This window comes from Saccharospirillum sp. (assembly GCF_039982735.1).
GTDB lineage: Bacteria > Pseudomonadota > Gammaproteobacteria > Pseudomonadales > Natronospirillaceae > Saccharospirillum.
Genome location: NZ_JBDWXV010000009.1, coordinates 48,345 through 66,981, shown reverse-complemented (window position 1 = coordinate 66,981; position 18,637 = coordinate 48,345). Strand labels below are relative to the sequence as shown.

The following is an 18,637-nucleotide window of genomic DNA, read 5'->3' as shown; positions in this document are numbered from 1 at the left end:
CTTTTTCTGTGGTGCCAGTCGTAGGTTCTGTGGTCGACCGTTGAACTCAGTTTCAGCCGCGTGTCGGCTCCGGCCGCGTTCGCCTTCCACCCGGTCTTGCAGGCACATACCTGTGCCCAAGACCTACCGCGAGCTTCCATGCTCGCTGTTGAAGACGAACCCGGCCGGAACCTTGGTAGGTTGGTTTCTATTTTAAGGTTTGGGGTAAGCACATTGCGAGCGTCGAGTGCCGGTAGTCCCTCTGCGGGGGAGTCCGCAACATGGATGTTGCGGTCTAGGCTCCATGGATGGATTTACGCCGACCCCGCAGAGGGACTACCGGTAGTCGTCGCGGGCTCATGGCAATAGCGTCTATTTTACCTCCGAGGCCAGGGTCTCCAGGTGGTCCGCTATGGCGGCGGCAATTTGGTATTTGCCTTCGACTGGGGTGACGCCTGCTTTGGTGACCATTAGGGCGCGTTGCTCCTTGCCTTGGGTGTCTTCACCGCGTGTGGCGACGACCAGGCTGGCGTGATTCAGGCGTTTGGAGGCGACGTTGATGAGCTCTTCTTCGGTCACCTGTTCCAGATACTTGAACGCAATGCAGCGCATTGACTGGGCCGCTTCGCAGGCCAGGTCGATGACTTTTTCAGTCGGTACCAGGTTGAGTGGCAGGCTGGCCTGGCCAGAGGTGATTTTTCCCTGCACCGCTTCGGCGGGCCGATAGTCGGCCACACCGGCTGAAAATACACCGGCAAAGAGGCCCGACCGGGCACGGTCTACGACGGTGTCGCGGTACTCATCGAAGGTGCGGGTGATGGTCAGTGGCAGGGTTGTCTTTGGTCGCCAGGCACCGTCGCCGAGGATGAGTTCGGCATCGGCACCGCGCCAGATGAGCTCTTCGGCAATGGCAGCGCCGAGGCGGCCACGGAAGCGGTTGACGATTCTGCGAACGCCGTCGATCGGTACCGGGGTAGGGCCAGCGGTAACCATGATGGACTTATTTCGCAACGGAGATTCGCTCAGAATGCGGCCGACGCTGGTGCAAAGCACATCGGTATCCGGCAGGTTGTGTTTGCCGTAACCGTCGCGCGGGGCAACAAAATGCACACCAAGGTTGCTGAGTTTACGGGCGTTCTCAACCAGTACACTGTTGTGCAGGGTGCCGTGCATGGTCGGGGCGATCAGGATCTTGGTGTGGCCCTGTTCCATTCGGCCCAGTGCCGATGCCAGTGCCGACGTAATGACGGTATCGGCGATGCCGTTGGCCATTTTGGCAATGGTGTTGTGGGTGGCCGGAGCCACCAGGTAAGCATCGAAAGGGGCGTTGTCGGATAAATGTTCCGCCGCCCAGGTCAGGGTGCTGACCACGGGTGAGCAGGTGGCCCATTCCAGGGCCTCCCGGGCCACATAGCGCAGAGCGTCGTCCGATGCGAAGGCGACGACCTCGGCGCCATGCCGGCGCAAACCACGCGCAATTTGCGGGGTTTTCATGGCGGCAATGCCGCCGGTAACCAGCAGGGCGACGCGCTTGCCGGCAAGGCGATTGGAGATCACCGGCACATCGTGGTCGCCCATGTCGCTCGGCGTTGGAGCCTGGAAATTCCAGTCAAACAGGCCAGCGGCGGTGGGTCTTGAGGTCATGCCACCAACTCCTCGCGGCGGGCAGTCTGAACCGGCTGGAACTGCTGCTGTGCCTGGTTAACCAACGGCATGTAAACCGACTGAATGCGGTCGAGGCTGGTGTTCAGGGCTTCGAAATGTTGCATAGAAAATCGGCTTTTTTTGCTCATTTCTTCTTCGAGATTCGTCAGCACTTCTTCGTCTCTCAGGAAGGGGTCGGTCTGGTTCATCAAGGCTGAGGGGCTGTACGGGAAGCCGTCAGCAAAGGTAACCGGCACCAGTTGGGCGAACTCCGGGTTGGCTTCTACAAAGGCATCGCAGACGTCGTCGTTGAAGGTCGCATCGGCAGAATGCCAGCGGCCGTTTATCTTCATCGCGGCGTAATAATGTTTGAACGACGAGCGCATCAGCAAGCGCCAGCTCGGCGGCATAATGATGCCCAGCACACTCAGCTCCAGCGGTGCTTCGATGAAGCCGGCTTCAATGTTGCTGGCGCGGCACAGGGCCACTTGCAAGTTGGCTTTGGTGGTACACATGCCCACGCCTTTGGCCAGGGTCGTAGACGCGGTTTCCTGCCAGGTGCCGAAGCGGTAGGGAATGGCCTGAACAAAATAAAAAATGTTGCGAGCCGTTTCGGCGGGTGTGCGACCTTTGAGTTCCCGGGCGCACTTTTGAATGGCAGGGTGCTGGTAATCGCACAGCGTCGTCTTATCTGGCAATTGCGCATCGGGTACCGGCGCAACGGATTTGTAGGCGGCATCGGCGGCCAGCATGGCCAGCGTCATTGCACGTCGCAGTGGCATGGCCGCCGGTGCCTGCCAGGCATCGCTGGCCAGATCCAGGTGCCACAAAATAACCGTGTCACCCAGGGCCGTCAGGGGTGGCTGACCGTCGGACAGTGCAGCCATAAAATGATTGCCGGGACCGTGCCAGGCCGCCGCGTGACCCAAGCGACCCTGAAGGACCGTATAGAGGCGATAAGGCGAAGGGTTTTCCAGAGGGGCGTCGGCTTCAAGGTGAGTCACAGTACCAAGGTGGAAGATCGGGTCGGCTTTGTCATCGAGGTAAAAGCCGAGGGTTGTATCACGAAACAGGGCGTCGTGTTCCATACTGAGAGCGGGTGCGGCGTTCATTTTTTTCTACTCCGTTTAACGGTTAGTCAGCGTCGGAGTGGGCGGTTCGGCGAACATCACTCCAGCAGTCAGTCAATTGACGTGGCACCTTCGGTACCGTGCTGGCGCTCTATGCGATTGCTGTGCCAAACTCTGTTTATGCTTAAAACACAGCAACTTAGCTGCGTTGGTTGAATCTGTGGCCGCCAGTATTTTGTTGCTTACGGCGTGTATTGTCAGAAAAATGACGGCGCAGATCGGCCGACATGAACCCATCATTCGGCCAATTGTCGCAGGGCAATTCCGGCCGCCGCGGTCCGGTTATCGACTGCGAGTTTTTGAAAAATAGTCTCCAGATGTTTGTTTACCGTGCGCGGGCTCATCGTCAATATTTGTGCTGCCTCCCGGTTCGATTTTCCGTTGGCCACCCAGTAGAGCACCTCGGATTCACGTTCGGTCAACCCCAGACCGTTTTTTAATAGAGCCGGGCCTGCGGCTCGCTCTTCGTCGACGAGTTTGAGCAGGGTTTCCTGATGGGTGTGCTGTGCAATCAAGCGAATACTCAACGCATGATCAAGGCCCGTCAGAGTGAGTTGGTGGCCGGGTTCGGGCCCATGGCCCAGCCAGTGTCTTAATTGCGAAGCGAGCTCATTTTGCTGCCAGCGTTCGACCGCTCGTGCACGGGCCAGCAGGGCATGGGTTTGCGGTGTGGCCCATTGAATGGCGCCATCAGCATTCACGGTGAACAGCGTCTGGCCGGTGCTGTCGAGTGCGGTTTGAGCGCTTGAGGTCAGGCGTGCATTGTTCAGATGTACGCGCATGCGAGCCAGCAGTTCGCCGGGTTGAATGGGCTTGGTCAGGTAATCGACACCCCCGCATTCGAGGCCGCGCACCACATCGTTGGTGTCGCTCAGGCCGGTCATGAAAATAACCGGAATGGACGAGAGATTGGGGTCGGCTTTCAGCGCGGTGCAGGTATCGAAACCATCGAGTACCGGCATCACGGCATCCAGCAGAATAATGTCGGGCCGGATGCGTCGCGCTATGGTAAGCGCCTGCTTGCCTTCCAGTGCAACCAGCACATCCATGCCTTCGGCTTCGAGAGCGTCGTTAATCATACTCAGGGCATCGGGCGAATCATCGACCACCAGCACCACGTCGGGAGTGTCGGGGCGATGAACCTGGGACGGCGCTGAAGAGGCATTAGCGTTCATGGTGTATCGAGCTCCAGGCAGTGCACCAGCGTTTCAAACTGGAGTTTGCGGGTAAGGTGTTCAAGGTAGGTGAGGGTATCGTTCTGAATAATATCCGACTCGCGAAGCTGTTTGAGTGTGGCACGAACCCCTTTGGTGTAGCCGATTTCGGCAAAGGCTTTCAACTCGCGCACCACCGGGTGATCGGGTATTACCAGGGGGTTTGGGCGTTGCGGGGTGTGCTTTGTTGTACGCCCGGCTGAGGCGGTCACCGTGTCTGGCGGCTCCTGCAGCTGATAAGTCCAGGTCAGTGCGAGGTGGTGCGCCAGTTTGTCGAGCAGGTTTTGGTTAGTGACGGGCTTAACCAGATAATCGTTGTACGCTGGTGTGGCATGGCCGGTGCTCTGGTATTCCTTGGCATCAGCCGAGAGCATGATGATCGGCGCGGTAATATCCCGGTCACGCAAGGTAGCCGCCAGGTCGAGCCCGTTCATGCCGGGCATTGAGATATCGAGTAAAAACAGATCCGGTGAAATCTGGTTCAGCATTCCGAGGCAAGCGTTGGCGTCCTGGGCTTCCAGGGTGGTGAAGCCGAGGGGGATCAGCAGATCGGACAGCAAGCCGCGCAGAACCGGGTCGTCGTCGACCAGCATCAGCGTGCGCTGGCGGCCTTCATAACCGGCAATGCGCCGGGGTTGCGAGGCATCGGCATCCGACAGTGTAACCCAGGGCAGCATCAGGTTGACGGTAAAGCGACTGCCATGCCCGAGCTTTGATTCCACCCCCAACTGCCCCCCCATTATTTCTGTCAGCAGTTTCACAATGGTAAGGCCAAGACCGGTGCCCGGCAGGTTGGGTGATTCAGCCGTACGCACGCGTTCAAACGGTGCAAAGATGCGCTCCAGATCGGCCTCGGGAATACCGGAGCCGGTATCGCTGATCACAAACTCTGCAACCTGGTTGCGGTAGTGAATGTCGAGCAAAACGCCGCCAGCCTGGGTGTACTTTATGGCGTTGGAAAGCAAGTTGATCAGAATTTGCCGTAGCCGTTTCTCATCGGTGATAACGGTTTTGGGCAGGGGGTCGTGCAAGCGAAAATCGAAATCAATGCCTTTGTCGCGGGCTTGCATGGCAAACATCTGGGCCAGTTGTTCGATCAGTTCTGGCAGGGCAACCCGGTTGCGATACAGCTCGAGCCGGCCGGCTTCGATTTTCGAGACATCGAGCAAGCCTTCGATCAGGTCCGTCAGGTACTGACCGCTGCGGCCGATAATGGCCAAACCATCCTGGTGCCGATCCGGCGTGTCGGGCCGGTCGGCCAGCAGTTGGGCGTAGCCCAGAATGGATTGCAATGGTGTGCGCAGTTCATGGCTGAGCCCGGTAAGGTAACGGCTCTTCGCGGCATTGGCCCGTTCTGCCAATTCCTTAGCTTGTTGCAATGCCAGGTCAGTCGCCTGGTGCGCATCGATCTCACGCATCAGCTTGTGTGTTTGCCGGTTGGATTCGCGCTGCGCAACCAGCCGGCTTTCATGGGCCAGCAAAAACAACCAGGCGATGACTCCGGAGACAATAAACAGCGTAAAAAACAGTGACCACAGCGTCTGTTCCAACAGGGCTGTTTCAGCCAGTGTCGCGGGCTGCATTTGCCGGTATACCAGGGCAAGCAACGCCGACAGCAGCACGGTGATTACCAGCAGTAAGGCGGTAAACCGCCCAAGCCGGGAATTCACCCAGCGCACGGCGCGTACCGGCAATACCAGCCGTAAACTGTCGATTAATTGTTGTGACAGCCGGGCCTTGGGTTTGCAATGGTCCAGGCAGCGGACATCAAGCGAACAACAGAGTGAACAGATCGGCAGATCGTAGGCGGAGCAGAAACTCATGTCCTCTTGTTCGAACCGGTTTTCGCACACGCCGCAGGTGAGCACGGCCACCGGATGATCCGCATCAGCCGGTTGCAATAAGGGAATCAGCTCGGGTGACTGGCGTGCCAGATAATATTTGCCACCGGTCAGCCAGGCAATGGCGGGAACGGCAATGAAACAGGTGCCGAGGCTGATAAAGTGCGCCATGTTGGCTGCCACTTCACCAAAAGCGCCAAGATAGCTGACCATGCCAATGGCCGTTGCCAGACACATGGAACCGACACCAACGGGATTGATGTCGTACAGATGAGCCCGCTTGAATTCAACATAAGAAGGGCTGAGCCCGAGTGGTTTGTTGATCAGTAAATCGGCCGACAAAGACCCCAGCCAACTGACGGCCACAATGGCAAAAATACTCAATATCGCTTCAAGGGATTGATAAATGCCCAGCTCCATCAGAATCAGGGCAATGGTGACATTGAACACCAGCCAGACTACCCGTCCCGGATGACTGTGGGTGAGTCGCGAGAAGAAGTTCGACCAGGCGATCGAGCCCGCGTAGGCATTAGTCACGTTGATTTTCATTTGCGAAATAATCACCATCAGCGCCGCGAGTATGAGCGCGATGGCGGGGGTGTTGGTTAAATACAGAAAGACGGTCTGGTACATATGGGTCGGGTCAGATGCAACCTCAGCAGGTATACCGGCACTGATGGCGAGGTATGCCAGAAAGGAGCCCAGCAACATCTTAATCAGCCCAAACAATACCCAGCCCGGTCCTGCGAGGATCAGCCAGAACCACCAGCGGCGTGCGTTTTCCGGTGTCTTGGTGGGCAGAAACCGCAGGTAGTCAACCTGTTCGCCAATCTGCGCGACCAGTGCAAAAAACACCGATGCCGCGGCCCCGAACAATACCCAGCTGAACGCATCGCTGCCCGGGATTTTGGCGGGCGCATACTGAGTCCAGTCTGGTATCGACTGGTAGTCGTGAACGATGACTACCAGCAACGCCGAGCATTGCAGCAGTAGCCAAATAGACTGGGTACCCACCTGGAACTTACTGATCGCTTTAATACCGTGAGTCACAATGGGAATGACCGCAACGGAACACAGAAAATACCCAATGGGCAGGGGGATGCCTAGCAGCGCTTTCAGTGCCGAGGCCAGAATCGCCGCTTCGATGGCAAAGAAAATAAAGGTAAAAGAGGCATAGATCAGTGAGGTCAGCGTTGAGCCCAGATACCCGAAACCCGCCCCTCGGGTCAGCAGGTCGATATCCAGCCCGTGTTTGGCCGAATAGTAGGTAATGGGAAAGCCGGTAATAAAGAACAACACACACACCACCACCATGGCAGTTACGGTGTTGATAAAACCGTAATTCAGCGTGACTGCCGCCGCAATGCCTTCCAGCGCCAAAAACGCGGTAGCGCCGAGGGCGGTATTTCCAACCCGCTGGATACTCATGGTACGACCCGCCCGCGCGGTGAAGCGCAGCGCATAGTCTTCCAGTGTCTGGTTGGCGACCCATTTGTTGTAGTGCCGGCGGACCTTGAATATTTTTTGTGAGGCGGCCATGCCCGCGAACCCGCTATTATGATCAATGCTGGTGCGCCAAGCGCCTCAATAACGCGCGCAAAAGCCCAAAAAAGCAGCCTGATCGTGAGTAGAAGCCCTGTTTTGGGGCTGAATGGGTAATCTATAGCAGGAAACATGCCCTATTTTGCCCTCATGCTCACCCCAGTTGGCCTGAGTGCATCGAAGGCCGCTGGGAGCCAACCCTAAGTTCCAAACCCAGCACCCGCCAGAACCCAGCCCAAACCGCCATCGCCTTTCACCAGGCCTTGCAGGGGCGACCATGGTCCACCAAGCCTGACCGAAGGCTTGACCGGATCTGCACTTCCGCATAGGTTGGGGCGCATTCAAGGTAATGAGGACTCCCGCAATTGGAGCGTAAGGGTATATTCTCAAGGTTATTCAGATGGCAAAAAGGGCGTCAGAATACCGGGTACGACAAAATGCTGATTGGTGGCGGGCTATGGCCCTATCCGTTTGATATCTATATCTTGAGGTTCAGTGAGGGCCAGGAAATCCCTCCCCATGTAGACAAAGTGGAACGGGGCGAGCACTACCGGCTGAATATCATTCTGAAGGCGCCCACATCAGGAGGCGAGTTTACTTGCAGTTCGCCACTGTATGAAAGTAAGCGCATAAAGTACTTCAGATCTGATATTTCAGAGCACTCTGTCGGCAAGGTTTTAAAGGGAAGGCGTTATGTTCTCAGTATTGGTTGGGTGAAAAACTCCTAGCCAAGGGCCACACTCCACTGTGGCGAGAGCCTGTGGGTCTGAGGGATGTGCCCGTAGAGAGAACGCGAAGACATGTCGAGATCATTAAATTATTAGGGAAGGTTTATGGTGGCATCAAGCGCCAAGGAGGCGTATCCGCTTCTCCTGTATCCGTGTGTTATAACTCGCGCCAAGTATGAGAGATAGTTCTATGGACCTAGAACTGAGAACCACGGAACAATCTGATTACGATGCCATTGCAACCTGGATAGAAGATGCGACCTCATGTTCCCGTTGGGCGGGCCCACTGGTGCCGTTCCCATTTTCAGCCAGAGAATTGCCTGAGCTGCTGTCAGTAAAAGGTGGCTCAAGCTATTCTTTATATGATAGTAACAATAACTGCATAGGCTTTGGTCAATTCTGGGTCGTTAAACAAGGGGCTGTTCACCTTGGCAGAATTATTATTTCACCGGAAGCGAGAGGCTTTGGTGCAGGCCGGTTGTTGTGTAATAAGCTCATGGCGAAAGCCATGCAGGAGGCTGGTGCAGCAAGGGTCACCTTGCGTGTTTATCGGGATAATGCACCTGCGCTATCATTGTACTCAAGTCTGGGGTTCTCCATTATAGAGTCCGAGTCTACCGATAACCTGTTGTTAATGAGTGCCTCTAACGCCGAGTAATGAGTTATATCGGCTGATTGAAACGTTGTGACACCTACTGAATCGGGCGTTATGCAAAGGGGGTCGGAGAAGACGATGAGTATTCGCGCAGCAATTAATGTGGATGTGCCGGCAGTTTCCATCCTGGTAAAGTCACTGGCGCACTACTATCTGGACGGATCAGGTGAAACACTGCCGTCATGGCTGGAGGATACGTTAACTCACGAAGCATTTTTGGCGAGACTAACAGATGCTGATTGTTTGAATCTCGTTTTTGACGTATCTGGTGCTATCGTTGGCTATATATCTGTTAAGAAGCCTGGGCATCTGTATCATTTGTTTGTAGCTGAAGGGTTCCAGGGAAAGGGTATATCTCGCTTACTATGGGAGCAAGTCAAACGGCAATGTCGTTGCAATAGTTTCACAGTCAGGTCATCGATCCACGCTATACCAGTTTATAGCCGGTTTGGGTTTACAGAGTCAGGCCCTGTAGGAACTAGGGACGGTGTGTCTTTTCAACATATGGAGTGTGAACTTGGGGCGGGATGATTTCAAAAAGAAGGGATTGTTTGCGCTTATCAGTTCACTAGTTCTCTGGCTAGCGCTATTCAACTTGTCATTTGATACGCCACTATCTAAAGAATCCCAAGCCCTGTTTGACGAATACTTCCTTCAGATGGGCGATTCCCCTGCAGTTTCCGAGCTGGCTAAGCTTAAGTCACTGGTTGTAGAGACCCCAAGGCTTTGCGACACCAGTACCCAGGATTGTCTGGCCTGGTTGGCTGAGCAGTCTTTGCAGAGCGCACAGGCTGAAGATCTGGCTCGAATGATCATTGCTGGAAGGAATTTCAGGGTTAGCAAGGTACCAGGCATAGAAGATCCACTGCTGCCATACGGTGATCTCTACAAAGCGATACAAAGTTACCAGTCCCGGGTGCTTAATGACGCCACGCTCTGGGGGCCTCTGGTGGTTGATCTGCAGCACTGGTGTAACCAGCAAATGGACCTGGTAGGCTATATTTCCTGTATTGCTATGATTGAAGACACTCTGGATGTTGGCGAGTACCTTGTTAAAAAAGGTAGGTTGACAGTGATACCAGAGGTGATTTTGACTGATGATGCGATACGGTTGCCGCTAATCGGTGAATGGATTCAAGTGAACGCTTACATCAGTGGCTCTTTCGAAAAGGAAACCTTTGGTTGGAAGTATTGGGTCATGCCAAAGTTGGCACGACGCTACTTCGTGGATGTAAACGCTATGGTGAATGCCAGTGCAGATGAGTTTCATCAGTTACTTGGTTATCTGGAAGGCGATGAGGTTGTTGTCAGTAAAGTAGATTGCGATTCATGCGGTACGGTTGGCTCTGTAATTCACCAGGTTTCAGGCCCGGATCTAACAGAGTATATTGATCGGCACCATGCGCTCATCACCCGTATAGAAAGCTTTGGGATATAATGGTTAACGCTGCTTTTCTTGCTATTTAAGGTGGTCTTTTTTGTCGATATCGCTAGTGCATGCAGAACATTGCCAGTATGTTGAAAACCTGTTTCAGTACTATCTGTACGATATGTCTGAGTATACGGGGTGGCCACCAGACAAAGACGGTAGCTACAAGATAGATAAGTCGCTCACCAATCTGGCCGAGTACTGGTCCAAGCCAGAGCACTATCCTTATTTGATCATGTTTGATAACGAAGTAGCGGGTTTTTCTTTGATCAGAAGATACCCTGGCAGCAGAGACACTTTTGATATTGGCCAGTTCTTTGTGCTGAGAAAGTTTAAGGGTGCTGGGGTTGGCCGCTCTGCATTTAACATGACAGTTGCCATGCAGCCTGGAAAGTGGGTTACCAGAGTGCTTGCTGGAAATCAGGGTGCTTATACATTCTGGGAAAAGGTGATATCGGAAGTGGCGGTGGAAGAGCCGACTGTCAAACGGAAACTTTACCGTGCGACAGATATGCACTTTTTCTACTATGAAGTACAGCCCTGTTAATCATGAATAGCGGTGGTCTACGAAATAAATTAGAACGCTATAGTGGAGTTGGGTTTTATGGACATACCGGTCATCGAAACTGAACGACTACGTCTTAGGGGTATATCTGCTGAAGATCTGGACGATTTCGCAGAAATGAACGCGAGTCCCGACTTTGCAAAATACTTTGGTACGGGTAAGCCTCTATCGCGCTGGGAGAGCTGGAACGTTTTAACGATGCTGGCTGGACACTGGATGGTACGGCAATTCGGGTTTTGGTTTGTGGAGGAAAAGGAAACCAGGCGTTTCGTCGGCAGGGTAGGTATCTGGTATCCGGATGGTTGGCCAGGCATTGAGATCGGCTGGGGCATCTCTCCCAAGTTCTGGGGGAAGGGTTATGCGACTGAAGCAGCCCGGGCCTCAAGAGATTGGGCCTTTGAGACCCTTGATCTGGACGATTTGATTAGCGTGATTCATCCGGAGAATGAGGCGTCCAAGAGAGTGGCTATGCGGATTGGTGAGTCCTTCAGGGAAACATTAACGGTGAATGGGAAAAGATCCGATATTTACTCGATGTCCCGTTCCTAGCAGGGCTGTCGATACTCCGAAGGCCGGTGATCGTTTTAAGACATTTCCGCAGTAGAATAATTGATCTGTTTGGTCAATATTGCTAAAACAAATAGTGTTTTTGCTTAATTGTATGCTTGTCATGCGGCCTATGAACACATCCGGGCCCCACGGTGCCTGGCTTGCAGCGCCGAATGCCTGGTTGGCACATCTCTCGCTATGGCAACGCCACCAATCACAATAGTAAGGAAATCGATATGCTGGTCAGGAATAGCCGGTGGGCCCTCTGGGCCGCCTTTGCAAGCTTTGTGCTGGTGGGCTGCGCCTACAACAATACAGTACGGGGAGAGGGGGAGGTGGTTGTCACGGAAATAGCCCTGGGTGATGTGTTGCATGTCGACATCGGTGGCCGGTCGACTGTTACCTTGCACCAGTCTGAGCGCAATGAACTGGTGGTTCATGCTCAGCAGAACGTGCTTGATGAGCTGTACATTAATCTGGCCGGTGACAGGCTGGAAATACGACCACGCCGGGGTGTGACGATCTCTTCTCGCACACCGCTCAGTTACGATCTCTACCTCAGTCAGCTGGAAAGACTGGACCTGAGTGGCAGCTCTTACCTGGTTTCCGATGGCTTTCAGACGCCCAGGCTGAGGCTTGATATCGCCGGCAGTGCAGACATCGACATGGTACTGACGGTCGATGAACTGGACCTCGATACGGCGGGCAGTGTGGATGCTCTTCTGGCTGGTCGGGCCGATCGGTTCTCGATCGATTCTTCAGGGTCGGCCGATATTGACGCCCAGGCATTAGTTGCCCGGGAAGTTGCTATCGATTCGGCCGGCAGTGCCTCGGTTCGGGTCTGGGCAGAGGATGCCCTGCGGGTGGATGCCGCCGGAGCCGCCAGTATCCGATACCGGGGCCGGCCCGTTATCCATCAGGATCTGGCCGGGTCGGCGTCTGTTAACCCCCTTTAGAATTGCTTGGAGACTGGTCGTTCTGCAACAGTATGCGATGGGTCTCCTGGGTTATTTTTCCCTGCTTGAGCAGGCGCCCAATGGCTTTCTTGAAATTGCCCTTGCTGACCTGAAAAGCCGAGTAGATGGCTTCCGGGGTGGAGCGATCCGACAGTTCCAGAACGCCGCCGTTATCGATCAGCTTTTTCAGAATCCGGTCGGCAATGTCTACCCGCGCTTCGTGGCCTTGCAGTTGTAGCATCAGGTCTATCTTGTGGTCGTCGCGGACGGTTTTCACATAGCCTTTTATGCGCTGGCCAATGCTCAGTGGCTGCAGTACATCTTCGTTAAACACCATGCCGAGATAGCGCTGATCGACCACGGCGCGGTAACCCAGATCTGTGCGTCCGGCGATCAGCAGGTCGACGGGGTCGTTGACCCGGTACGCATCGGTTTCTTCGGCCAGAAAATTGCTAAGCTTGGCACTGCCGGTAATGCGTTGCGTGAGGTTGTCGACAAACAAATAGACTACGTGTTTCTGGCCCGCTTCCATCGGTTTGCGTTGTTCGCCAAACGGCACCAGCAGATCCTTGGGTAAACCCCAGTCGAGAAAGGCACCAAAGGTCGTGAGTTCCTTGACTTCAAGCAGTGCGCACTGGCCAACTTCAGCTTTTGGTCTGATGCGCGTGGCGATCAACCGGTCTTCAGAATCGAGATAGATAAAGGCGTTGATGAAGTCGCCTTCGTGAATGGGCTCGGGGCATTGTTTTTTAGGCAGCAAAATGGTGCCAAGATTCTCGCCATCGAGAAAGGCGCCAAAGTCGGTAAGGGAAACGACTTCCATCGAGTTGAAGGTGCCAATTTGTGCCATAGTCGGGGTGCCTTGCGTGAAGCGTTTGGAGGGAAGTGTAGCGGGATGTTGTGCCGACACGCTACCGCGCGTCAGCAGCAACATCCTGAAAAGTCAGCCAGGCAACCGTTCGTATTCGTGGGCGCCAAAGAAGTTGCGCTGGCCCTGAATCAGGTTGGCGGGCAAACGCTGGCTGCGTACGCCGTCGTAGTAAGCCAGTGCATTGGACAACGCCGGTACCGGAACGCCGCCTTCGATCGCACGAACCAGCAAGCGTCGCAACGCGGCTTCGCAGCCTTTGAGTTCATCGACGAAGAAATCACTGAGCATCAGGTTGTCGAGGTCGGGTTCAGCCTGAAAGACCGACTGAATCGGGTCGAGTGCTTTCGCGCGAATGATACACCCGGCTTTCCAGACCTGGGCGATGTTAGCCATGTTCAGTTTCCAGTCGTACTCGCGGGCGGCTTCGGTGAGCAGGGTAAAGCCCTGAGCGTAGGCGAGCAGTTTGGCGGCATAGAGGGCTGCTTCGGCATCGTCTTCCAGGCCCTGGTAACCGGCAACTGAGGTCGTCTTTGCGTATTTCTCATGTACTGCCTGGCGTTCGTCCCAGCGCGAGGAAAGCGCCCGTGCGAACACGGCTTCGGTGACGATGGAACCCGGTACGCCCAGTTCCAGCGTTTGAATGGCGGTCCATTTGCCGGTGCCTTTCTGCCCGGCTTTGTCCCAGATGTTATCGACCCAGTCACTGCCGTCGTCGTCTTTGATGCGCAGCACGTCGGACGTAATTTCGACCAGATAGGACGCAAGGCGGCCCTGATTCCAGGTATCGAACAGGCTGGCGATGGCGTCGTTGCTGCGGCCACTGTGGCGCAGCAGGTCATAGATCTCGGCAATCATCTGCATGTCGCCGTATTCGATGCCGTTGTGCACCATTTTGACAAAGTGACCGGAGCCACCGTTGCCCATCCACTCGCAACAGGGTTCACCGGCCTCTGTCTTGGCGCTGATGCCCTGCAAAATGGGTTTCAGCGCAGGCCAGGCTGATTCATCGCCACCGGGCATCATCGACGGGCCAAAGCGGGCGCCGTCCTGCCCACCTGAAATGCCGCAACCAACAAAGTGGATGCCTTGCGGCGTCAGGTCGTCGCTGCGGCGTTGCGAATCGGTAAACAGGGAGTTGCCACCGTCGATCAGAATATCGCCATCTTCGAGTAGGGGTTTGAGGTCATTGATAACGGCGTCGACCGGGTCACCGGCCTTGACCATCAGGATGATCTTGCGTGGCTTGGCCAGTGATTGAACGAACTGTTCCAGTGAATGGCTGCCTACCAGGTTGGGGTGGTTGGCTTCTCCAACAAAGTCGTCAGTGACTTGTGCAGTGCGGTTATAGACCGCTACTTTGTTGTCGTGGTCGAGCAGGTTCAACACCAGGTTTTGGCCCATGACAGCCAGGCCGATCAGGCCAATTGAACAATCACCCTTCATCAGGTCACTCCTTGTCGGCGGACACTTCCGCAGTAATGTGAGTCTGTAGGGTAATAAGGGCAATTCTCAATAATGCAATCAGGAAGGGCTACCCCGTCAACCTGAGAAGCGCTTCAGAAGAGCGCGGTATTGGCGGCCAGAACCAGCCAGGCGGGCATCACGAGAAAGGCCATCAGCGTCTGCAGGGTAATGATGTTGGCCATCAGGTTGGCATTGCCGCCCATCTGTCGCGCCAGAATGAAGGCGGAACTGGCCGTGGGTAAGGTGCCCAGAATCAGCAGGACTGACACGCCCAGTGCATTCACGCCTAACAGGGTCGCCAAGGCAACCAGTGTCAGTGGCAGCAGGGCGAATTTTATCAGACTGGCCAGCAACACGGGTTTTACATCGGCACTGATCGTGCGCAGGTTCAGCGCCGCGCCGACGGCCAGCAGGCCCAGAGGCAAGGCCGTAGAGCCGAGCAGGCGAGCGGTGTCGGCGGTCCAGCCCGGCAGGCCAATGCCACTCAGGTTCAGCGTAACGCCAGCCAGGCATCCGAGAATGAGTGGGTTGCTGAGCAGTGCACGCACGATGCCCCGGGCCGATACCTGCGAGCCGGTGCCGGTCAGCGCGAAGGTGAGCACACACAGTACGTTGACAAAGGGAATCATCACCGCCATGGCCATGGCGGCAATTACCAGGCCGGGTTCGCCATGCAGGGCACTGACGACAGCCAGGCCGATGTAGGTATTGAATCGGACCGCGCCCTGATACACCGATGTCAGGTCTGGCCCGTTTTTGGCCAGCCAGCGTTGCAGCAGGGAAAAGAGCAAGCTGATCAGTAGCAGGGCCGAACAGATGGTGAGCGCCAGTTGACCGAAAGCGCGCAGGTCAAAATCGGCCAGTGCCAGCCGGTGAACCAGCAGCGCTGGGAACAGAACGGTATACGTCAGGCGTTCAATGCCAGGCCAGGTGGCGGCCGGCGGCAGATCCCAGTGGCGCAACGCAACGCCCAGCAGGATCAGCAAAAAGACGGGCCCGAGCGCATTGGCAATCATTCCGTGTTCCAGTCGGTAAAGCCCGCATTTAACCCCTTGGAGCACCCGGCTGTAAAGGGACGACAAAAGCACTGTTCGAACGCACGAAATCTGGATACACTGTATTAATTCCGGGTAAAAATAAAGAGAACCCCATGAAAGTCATCGCATTCAATGGAAACCTCAAGGTAGCCGAAGGCGAGCCAGAACAGGCACTGCCGGTCATTCGAGCCTTTCTTGAGACCGAACAGGACGCATCATTGCTGGTGCTGAATCATCAAACCTCCAGAGTGCTGGAGATCGACTGGACCCAGCCAGACGACCTGATTACCCGCAGCCTGGCCTACCAGGCAGGCGAGGCCCCGGTGCAGCAACGTCAGGGGCGCGGGCGGCCCAAGCTGGGTGTGCAGTCGCGTGAAGTGTCGCTGTTACCACGTCACTGGGAATGGCTGAACCGCCAGCAAGGCGGTGCATCGGCGGCCTTGCGGCGCATGGTGGAAGCGGCGCGCAAGTCACCGGTGGTGCAACTGGAAGAGGCTTCTCTGGCAGTGGACCGCTTTATGCAAACTCTGGCCGGTGACCTGCCCCGCTATGAAGAAGCGTTGCGCCAGTTTTATCGCCATCAGTACGGCGCCATGTTTACCGAAATGGCCGACTGGCCCGAAGATGTGCAGCGCCACATCAGAGCCCTGGTAGGCGAAGTGCAACACTGGCGGGAAGCCAGTGAACCGGATCGCCGGCATGAACATTCAATGCGGTCGTTTTAATCAAATAGGGTGAAGATGTTGCACAACTTATTTTGATGGTTGCCGCCCGGCTCGCAGGGCTATGCTTGGCGCCATAATGATGAGGAGCCAACCATGAATACGCCAACCATCCAAAGGGCACCCGCGGTCTTTATTCCACACGGCGGCGGCCCGATGCCGCTGCTGAACGAACCCAGCCAGCAGGCAATTGCCGACTTCCTGCGGCAATTGCCGCAACACTATGAGCGCCCAAAAGCGATATTGGTGATCAGCGCGCACTGGGAAGCGCCGCGCCCAACGTTGCTCGGTGCCGACACACCGCCTTTGCTGTTCGATTACTACGGATTCCCGGCTGAGACCTATGATTATCGCTACCCGGCAACCAACCCGGCTGATATCCGCGCCCGGGTGACGGAATGCCTTACCAACGCAGGGTTGCCGGTTGATACCGATGCAACGCGTGGCTATGACCACGGTGTCTTCGTGCCATTGATACTGATGCACCCGCAGGCGGACATTCCGGTACTGCAGTTGTCACTGATCGAAGGGCTGGACCCTGCATCGCACATCGCGCTGGGTCAGGCATTGTCTGCGTTGCGCGATGACGGCGTGATGATTCTCGGGTCCGGGTTTTCGTTTCACAACATGAGTGTGATGCGCAACGGCAACGACCAGGCCAGGGCCATTAACAGCGAGTTTCATGACTGGCTGGCCCAGACCCTAACTAATCCGGAGCTGACGCCGGAGCAGCGTATCGCCAAAATGATCGACTGGGATCAGGCTCCAGGAGCCCGGTTCAGCCACCCGCGTGAAGAGCACCTGTTGCCCTTGCCTGTGTGCCTGGCGGCAGCCGGAGGGCATGCCGGTGAGATTTTGTTTGATGACACCGTTCTGGGTTATCGGACGTTCTGTGTGATCTGGCGGGATTGACTCTGGCGGCTGCTTAACTCTCTGAGGGGGTTCGTCAGGTTCGCCCAGAACGGAATGGGGCGTGTGGCTAACATCACACTCCGCCCCCGTTGAGCCTGTCGACGAGGTTTCAGCCCGGTTTTCTCAAGACAATGCGCCGGTAGGTTTTGTATCGCTCAAACACCGCCTGGCTGCGATGGCCGCTGAGGTACTTGAACTTCAGTTTGGCCAGCTTCTTGCGAAACAACCACTTGACCGACTTCAAAATGAAACCGTGACGTTCACCCAGATACTGATCGAGCGTGCCCATTGCTGGCCCGATGCGTTCGCGCAACAGCAGGTCGAGCAGATGAATGTTCGGGCTGGTGTTGGCCGTGATGTCGCTGTTTTCAAGCACTTCCCAATCCGAGGCCTCCAGGTCTTTCACGAATTTGGTGTAGGGGTGACCACCGCCGAAACTCTTGTCGCCGGGCTGGCCATCACCGGTGTGGTCGGTTTTGAAAAAGTCACAGATGACAACGTGGCCACCGGGCTTGAGCAGGCTGTTCGCGGCGGAAAGTGCTTTCTGGTAAGGAATGTACTGGAAACTCTCGCTGAACAGAACCGTATCGTACTGGCCCGTCAGCGTATCGACCGGCACATCCTGCAGGGTGCAACCCCAGACGGTGCTCTCAAGATGACCAGCGGCGACTTTCTCGCGAACCCGGGCTTCCAGGTGCGGCGCGGGAATCACGCCATCGACATGATGGTCGCGCTCACTCAGCGCTACCAGCACCTGGCCGGTGCCACACCCCACATCTATGATCCGCTGCGGTCCAGCGCCGTGGGCTTCAATGGTTTCTATTATCTGTTCGGTGTAGCGCAGCTGCGCCTGTTTCATATATAGCACGGAGATCTCGGGAATGGTTTCGTCCCAGAACCCGTAGTGCAAATCTTCCATTCCCGTTAACTGCTGGCCGAAAACCAGCCCAAATTCTTTAGAGTCCATGGCTTTGCCGTTTGTTATTAGAGTCGGGTTACCTTATCACGGTCTTAGGAGGCGGTGAATCAGTGTTAAAGGGCTCGACTTACTGAATTGGCAACAGGCCAAGTATCAGTTGCCGGGTGTGTCTATCCGGGGTAGTCCGCAGCATGGACTAAAACGCCGGGAGCGTTTTAGCACGAGCATAGCGAGCCCGAAGGGTGAATCCCATGGAGGGGATTCATATCATGCGGACTAGGCCCCATGGACGGGTTTACGCCGACCCCGGATAGACACACCCGGTGACTGATGCGAACTCCTGGCAGTGGCATTAGACTAACCCTCGAAGTACCGAGCTCAAGAGGTCAAAAAAGTACAGAAACTTTCTGTTGAAGTATTGGTGAGTTGTTCGCCTTACTCGTTTAATGGTGTCGTCCGTAACGGGATTCCCGAAATCGC

Annotated in this window: 15 protein-coding genes; 7 read left to right on the top strand and 8 right to left on the bottom strand. The window is 55.6% G+C overall.

Features of this window, described 5'->3' with window-relative positions; all coding sequences use genetic code 11:
• Positions 1 to 351 precede the first annotated feature (351 nt).
• The 4 genes from ABJT94_RS06295 to ABJT94_RS06280 all read right to left on the bottom strand — a co-directional run bounded on the left by ABJT94_RS06295 (position 352) and on the right by ABJT94_RS06280 (position 7,347).
• Positions 352 to 1,623, bottom strand: a complete 1,272-nt coding sequence (locus ABJT94_RS06295) for a phosphopantothenoylcysteine decarboxylase (protein ID WP_348474839.1) — start codon at positions 1,621 to 1,623, stop codon at positions 352 to 354.
• On the bottom strand, positions 1,620 to 2,735 hold the full coding sequence (locus ABJT94_RS06290; RefSeq protein WP_348474838.1) for a transglutaminase family protein: 1,116 nt from the start codon (positions 2,733 to 2,735) through the stop codon (positions 1,620 to 1,622). Before ABJT94_RS06290 ends, ABJT94_RS06295 begins: the two co-directional genes overlap by 4 nt.
• 254 nt (positions 2,736 to 2,989) lie before the next feature.
• Positions 2,990 to 3,928: a DNA-binding response regulator gene (locus tag ABJT94_RS06285; RefSeq protein WP_348474837.1), complete on the bottom strand. Its 939-nt coding sequence runs from the start codon at positions 3,926 to 3,928 to the stop codon at positions 2,990 to 2,992.
• The gene (locus ABJT94_RS06280; RefSeq protein WP_348474836.1) at positions 3,925 to 7,347 is read right to left on the bottom strand and encodes an ATP-binding protein; all 3,423 of its coding nucleotides are present in this window, start codon (positions 7,345 to 7,347) and stop codon (positions 3,925 to 3,927) included. Before ABJT94_RS06280 ends, ABJT94_RS06285 begins: the two co-directional genes overlap by 4 nt.
• A gap of 921 nt (positions 7,348 to 8,268) precedes the next feature.
• Between ABJT94_RS06280 and ABJT94_RS06275 the strand changes: the two genes are divergently transcribed.
• From ABJT94_RS06275 to ABJT94_RS06255, 5 genes are all read left to right on the top strand, one after another.
• Complete coding sequence (locus ABJT94_RS06275; RefSeq protein ID WP_348474835.1) at positions 8,269 to 8,736, top strand: GNAT family N-acetyltransferase; 468 nt, start codon at positions 8,269 to 8,271, stop codon at positions 8,734 to 8,736.
• Between the two features lie 514 nt (positions 8,737 to 9,250).
• Complete coding sequence (locus tag ABJT94_RS06270; protein WP_348474834.1) at positions 9,251 to 10,171, top strand: hypothetical protein; 921 nt, start codon at positions 9,251 to 9,253, stop codon at positions 10,169 to 10,171.
• Positions 10,172 to 10,211: 40 nt separating this feature from the next.
• Positions 10,212 to 10,709 carry a GNAT family N-acetyltransferase gene (locus ABJT94_RS06265; protein ID WP_348474833.1) on the top strand — a complete coding sequence of 166 codons (498 nt, stop codon included), beginning with the start codon at positions 10,212 to 10,214 and terminating at the stop codon, positions 10,707 to 10,709.
• A gap of 57 nt (positions 10,710 to 10,766) precedes the next feature.
• Positions 10,767 to 11,276: a GNAT family N-acetyltransferase gene (locus tag ABJT94_RS06260; RefSeq protein WP_348474832.1), complete on the top strand. Its 510-nt coding sequence runs from the start codon at positions 10,767 to 10,769 to the stop codon at positions 11,274 to 11,276.
• Positions 11,277 to 11,449: 173 nt separating this feature from the next.
• Entirely contained in the window at positions 11,450 to 12,232 is a 783-nt protein-coding gene (locus ABJT94_RS06255; RefSeq protein WP_348474831.1) for a head GIN domain-containing protein, read from the top strand.
• Here the strand turns inward: ABJT94_RS06255 and ABJT94_RS06250 are convergent.
• The 3 genes from ABJT94_RS06250 to ABJT94_RS06240 all read right to left on the bottom strand — a co-directional run bounded on the left by ABJT94_RS06250 (position 12,219) and on the right by ABJT94_RS06240 (position 15,583).
• Complete coding sequence (locus ABJT94_RS06250) at positions 12,219 to 13,082, bottom strand: S1-like domain-containing RNA-binding protein (RefSeq protein ID WP_348474830.1); 864 nt, start codon at positions 13,080 to 13,082, stop codon at positions 12,219 to 12,221. The genes ABJT94_RS06255 and ABJT94_RS06250 overlap by 14 nt on opposite strands.
• Positions 13,083 to 13,175: 93 nt before the next feature.
• Entirely contained in the window at positions 13,176 to 14,546 is a 1,371-nt protein-coding gene (gene gnd / locus ABJT94_RS06245) for a decarboxylating NADP(+)-dependent phosphogluconate dehydrogenase (protein WP_348474829.1), read from the bottom strand.
• A 113-nt stretch (positions 14,547 to 14,659) separates the two neighbouring features.
• The gene (locus ABJT94_RS06240) at positions 14,660 to 15,583 is read right to left on the bottom strand and encodes an AEC family transporter (RefSeq protein ID WP_348474828.1); all 924 of its coding nucleotides are present in this window, start codon (positions 15,581 to 15,583) and stop codon (positions 14,660 to 14,662) included.
• A 134-nt stretch (positions 15,584 to 15,717) separates the two neighbouring features.
• Between ABJT94_RS06240 and ABJT94_RS06235 the strand changes: the two genes are divergently transcribed.
• Both ABJT94_RS06235 and ABJT94_RS06230 read left to right on the top strand, forming a co-directional pair.
• A complete protein-coding gene (locus ABJT94_RS06235) occupies positions 15,718 to 16,329 on the top strand; it encodes a DUF2239 family protein (RefSeq protein WP_348474827.1) in 612 nt (203 codons plus the stop codon).
• 93 nt (positions 16,330 to 16,422) lie between these two features.
• On the top strand, positions 16,423 to 17,238 hold the full coding sequence (locus tag ABJT94_RS06230; protein ID WP_348474826.1) for a class III extradiol ring-cleavage dioxygenase: 816 nt from the start codon (positions 16,423 to 16,425) through the stop codon (positions 17,236 to 17,238).
• Positions 17,239 to 17,347: 109 nt separating this feature from the next.
• Here the strand turns inward: ABJT94_RS06230 and ABJT94_RS06225 are convergent, their stop codons facing one another.
• Positions 17,348 to 18,205 (bottom strand): class I SAM-dependent methyltransferase, encoded by an 858-nt coding sequence (locus ABJT94_RS06225; RefSeq protein ID WP_348474825.1) that lies wholly within the window; start codon positions 18,203 to 18,205, stop codon positions 17,348 to 17,350.
• Between the last annotated feature and the right edge of the window lie 432 nt (positions 18,206 to 18,637).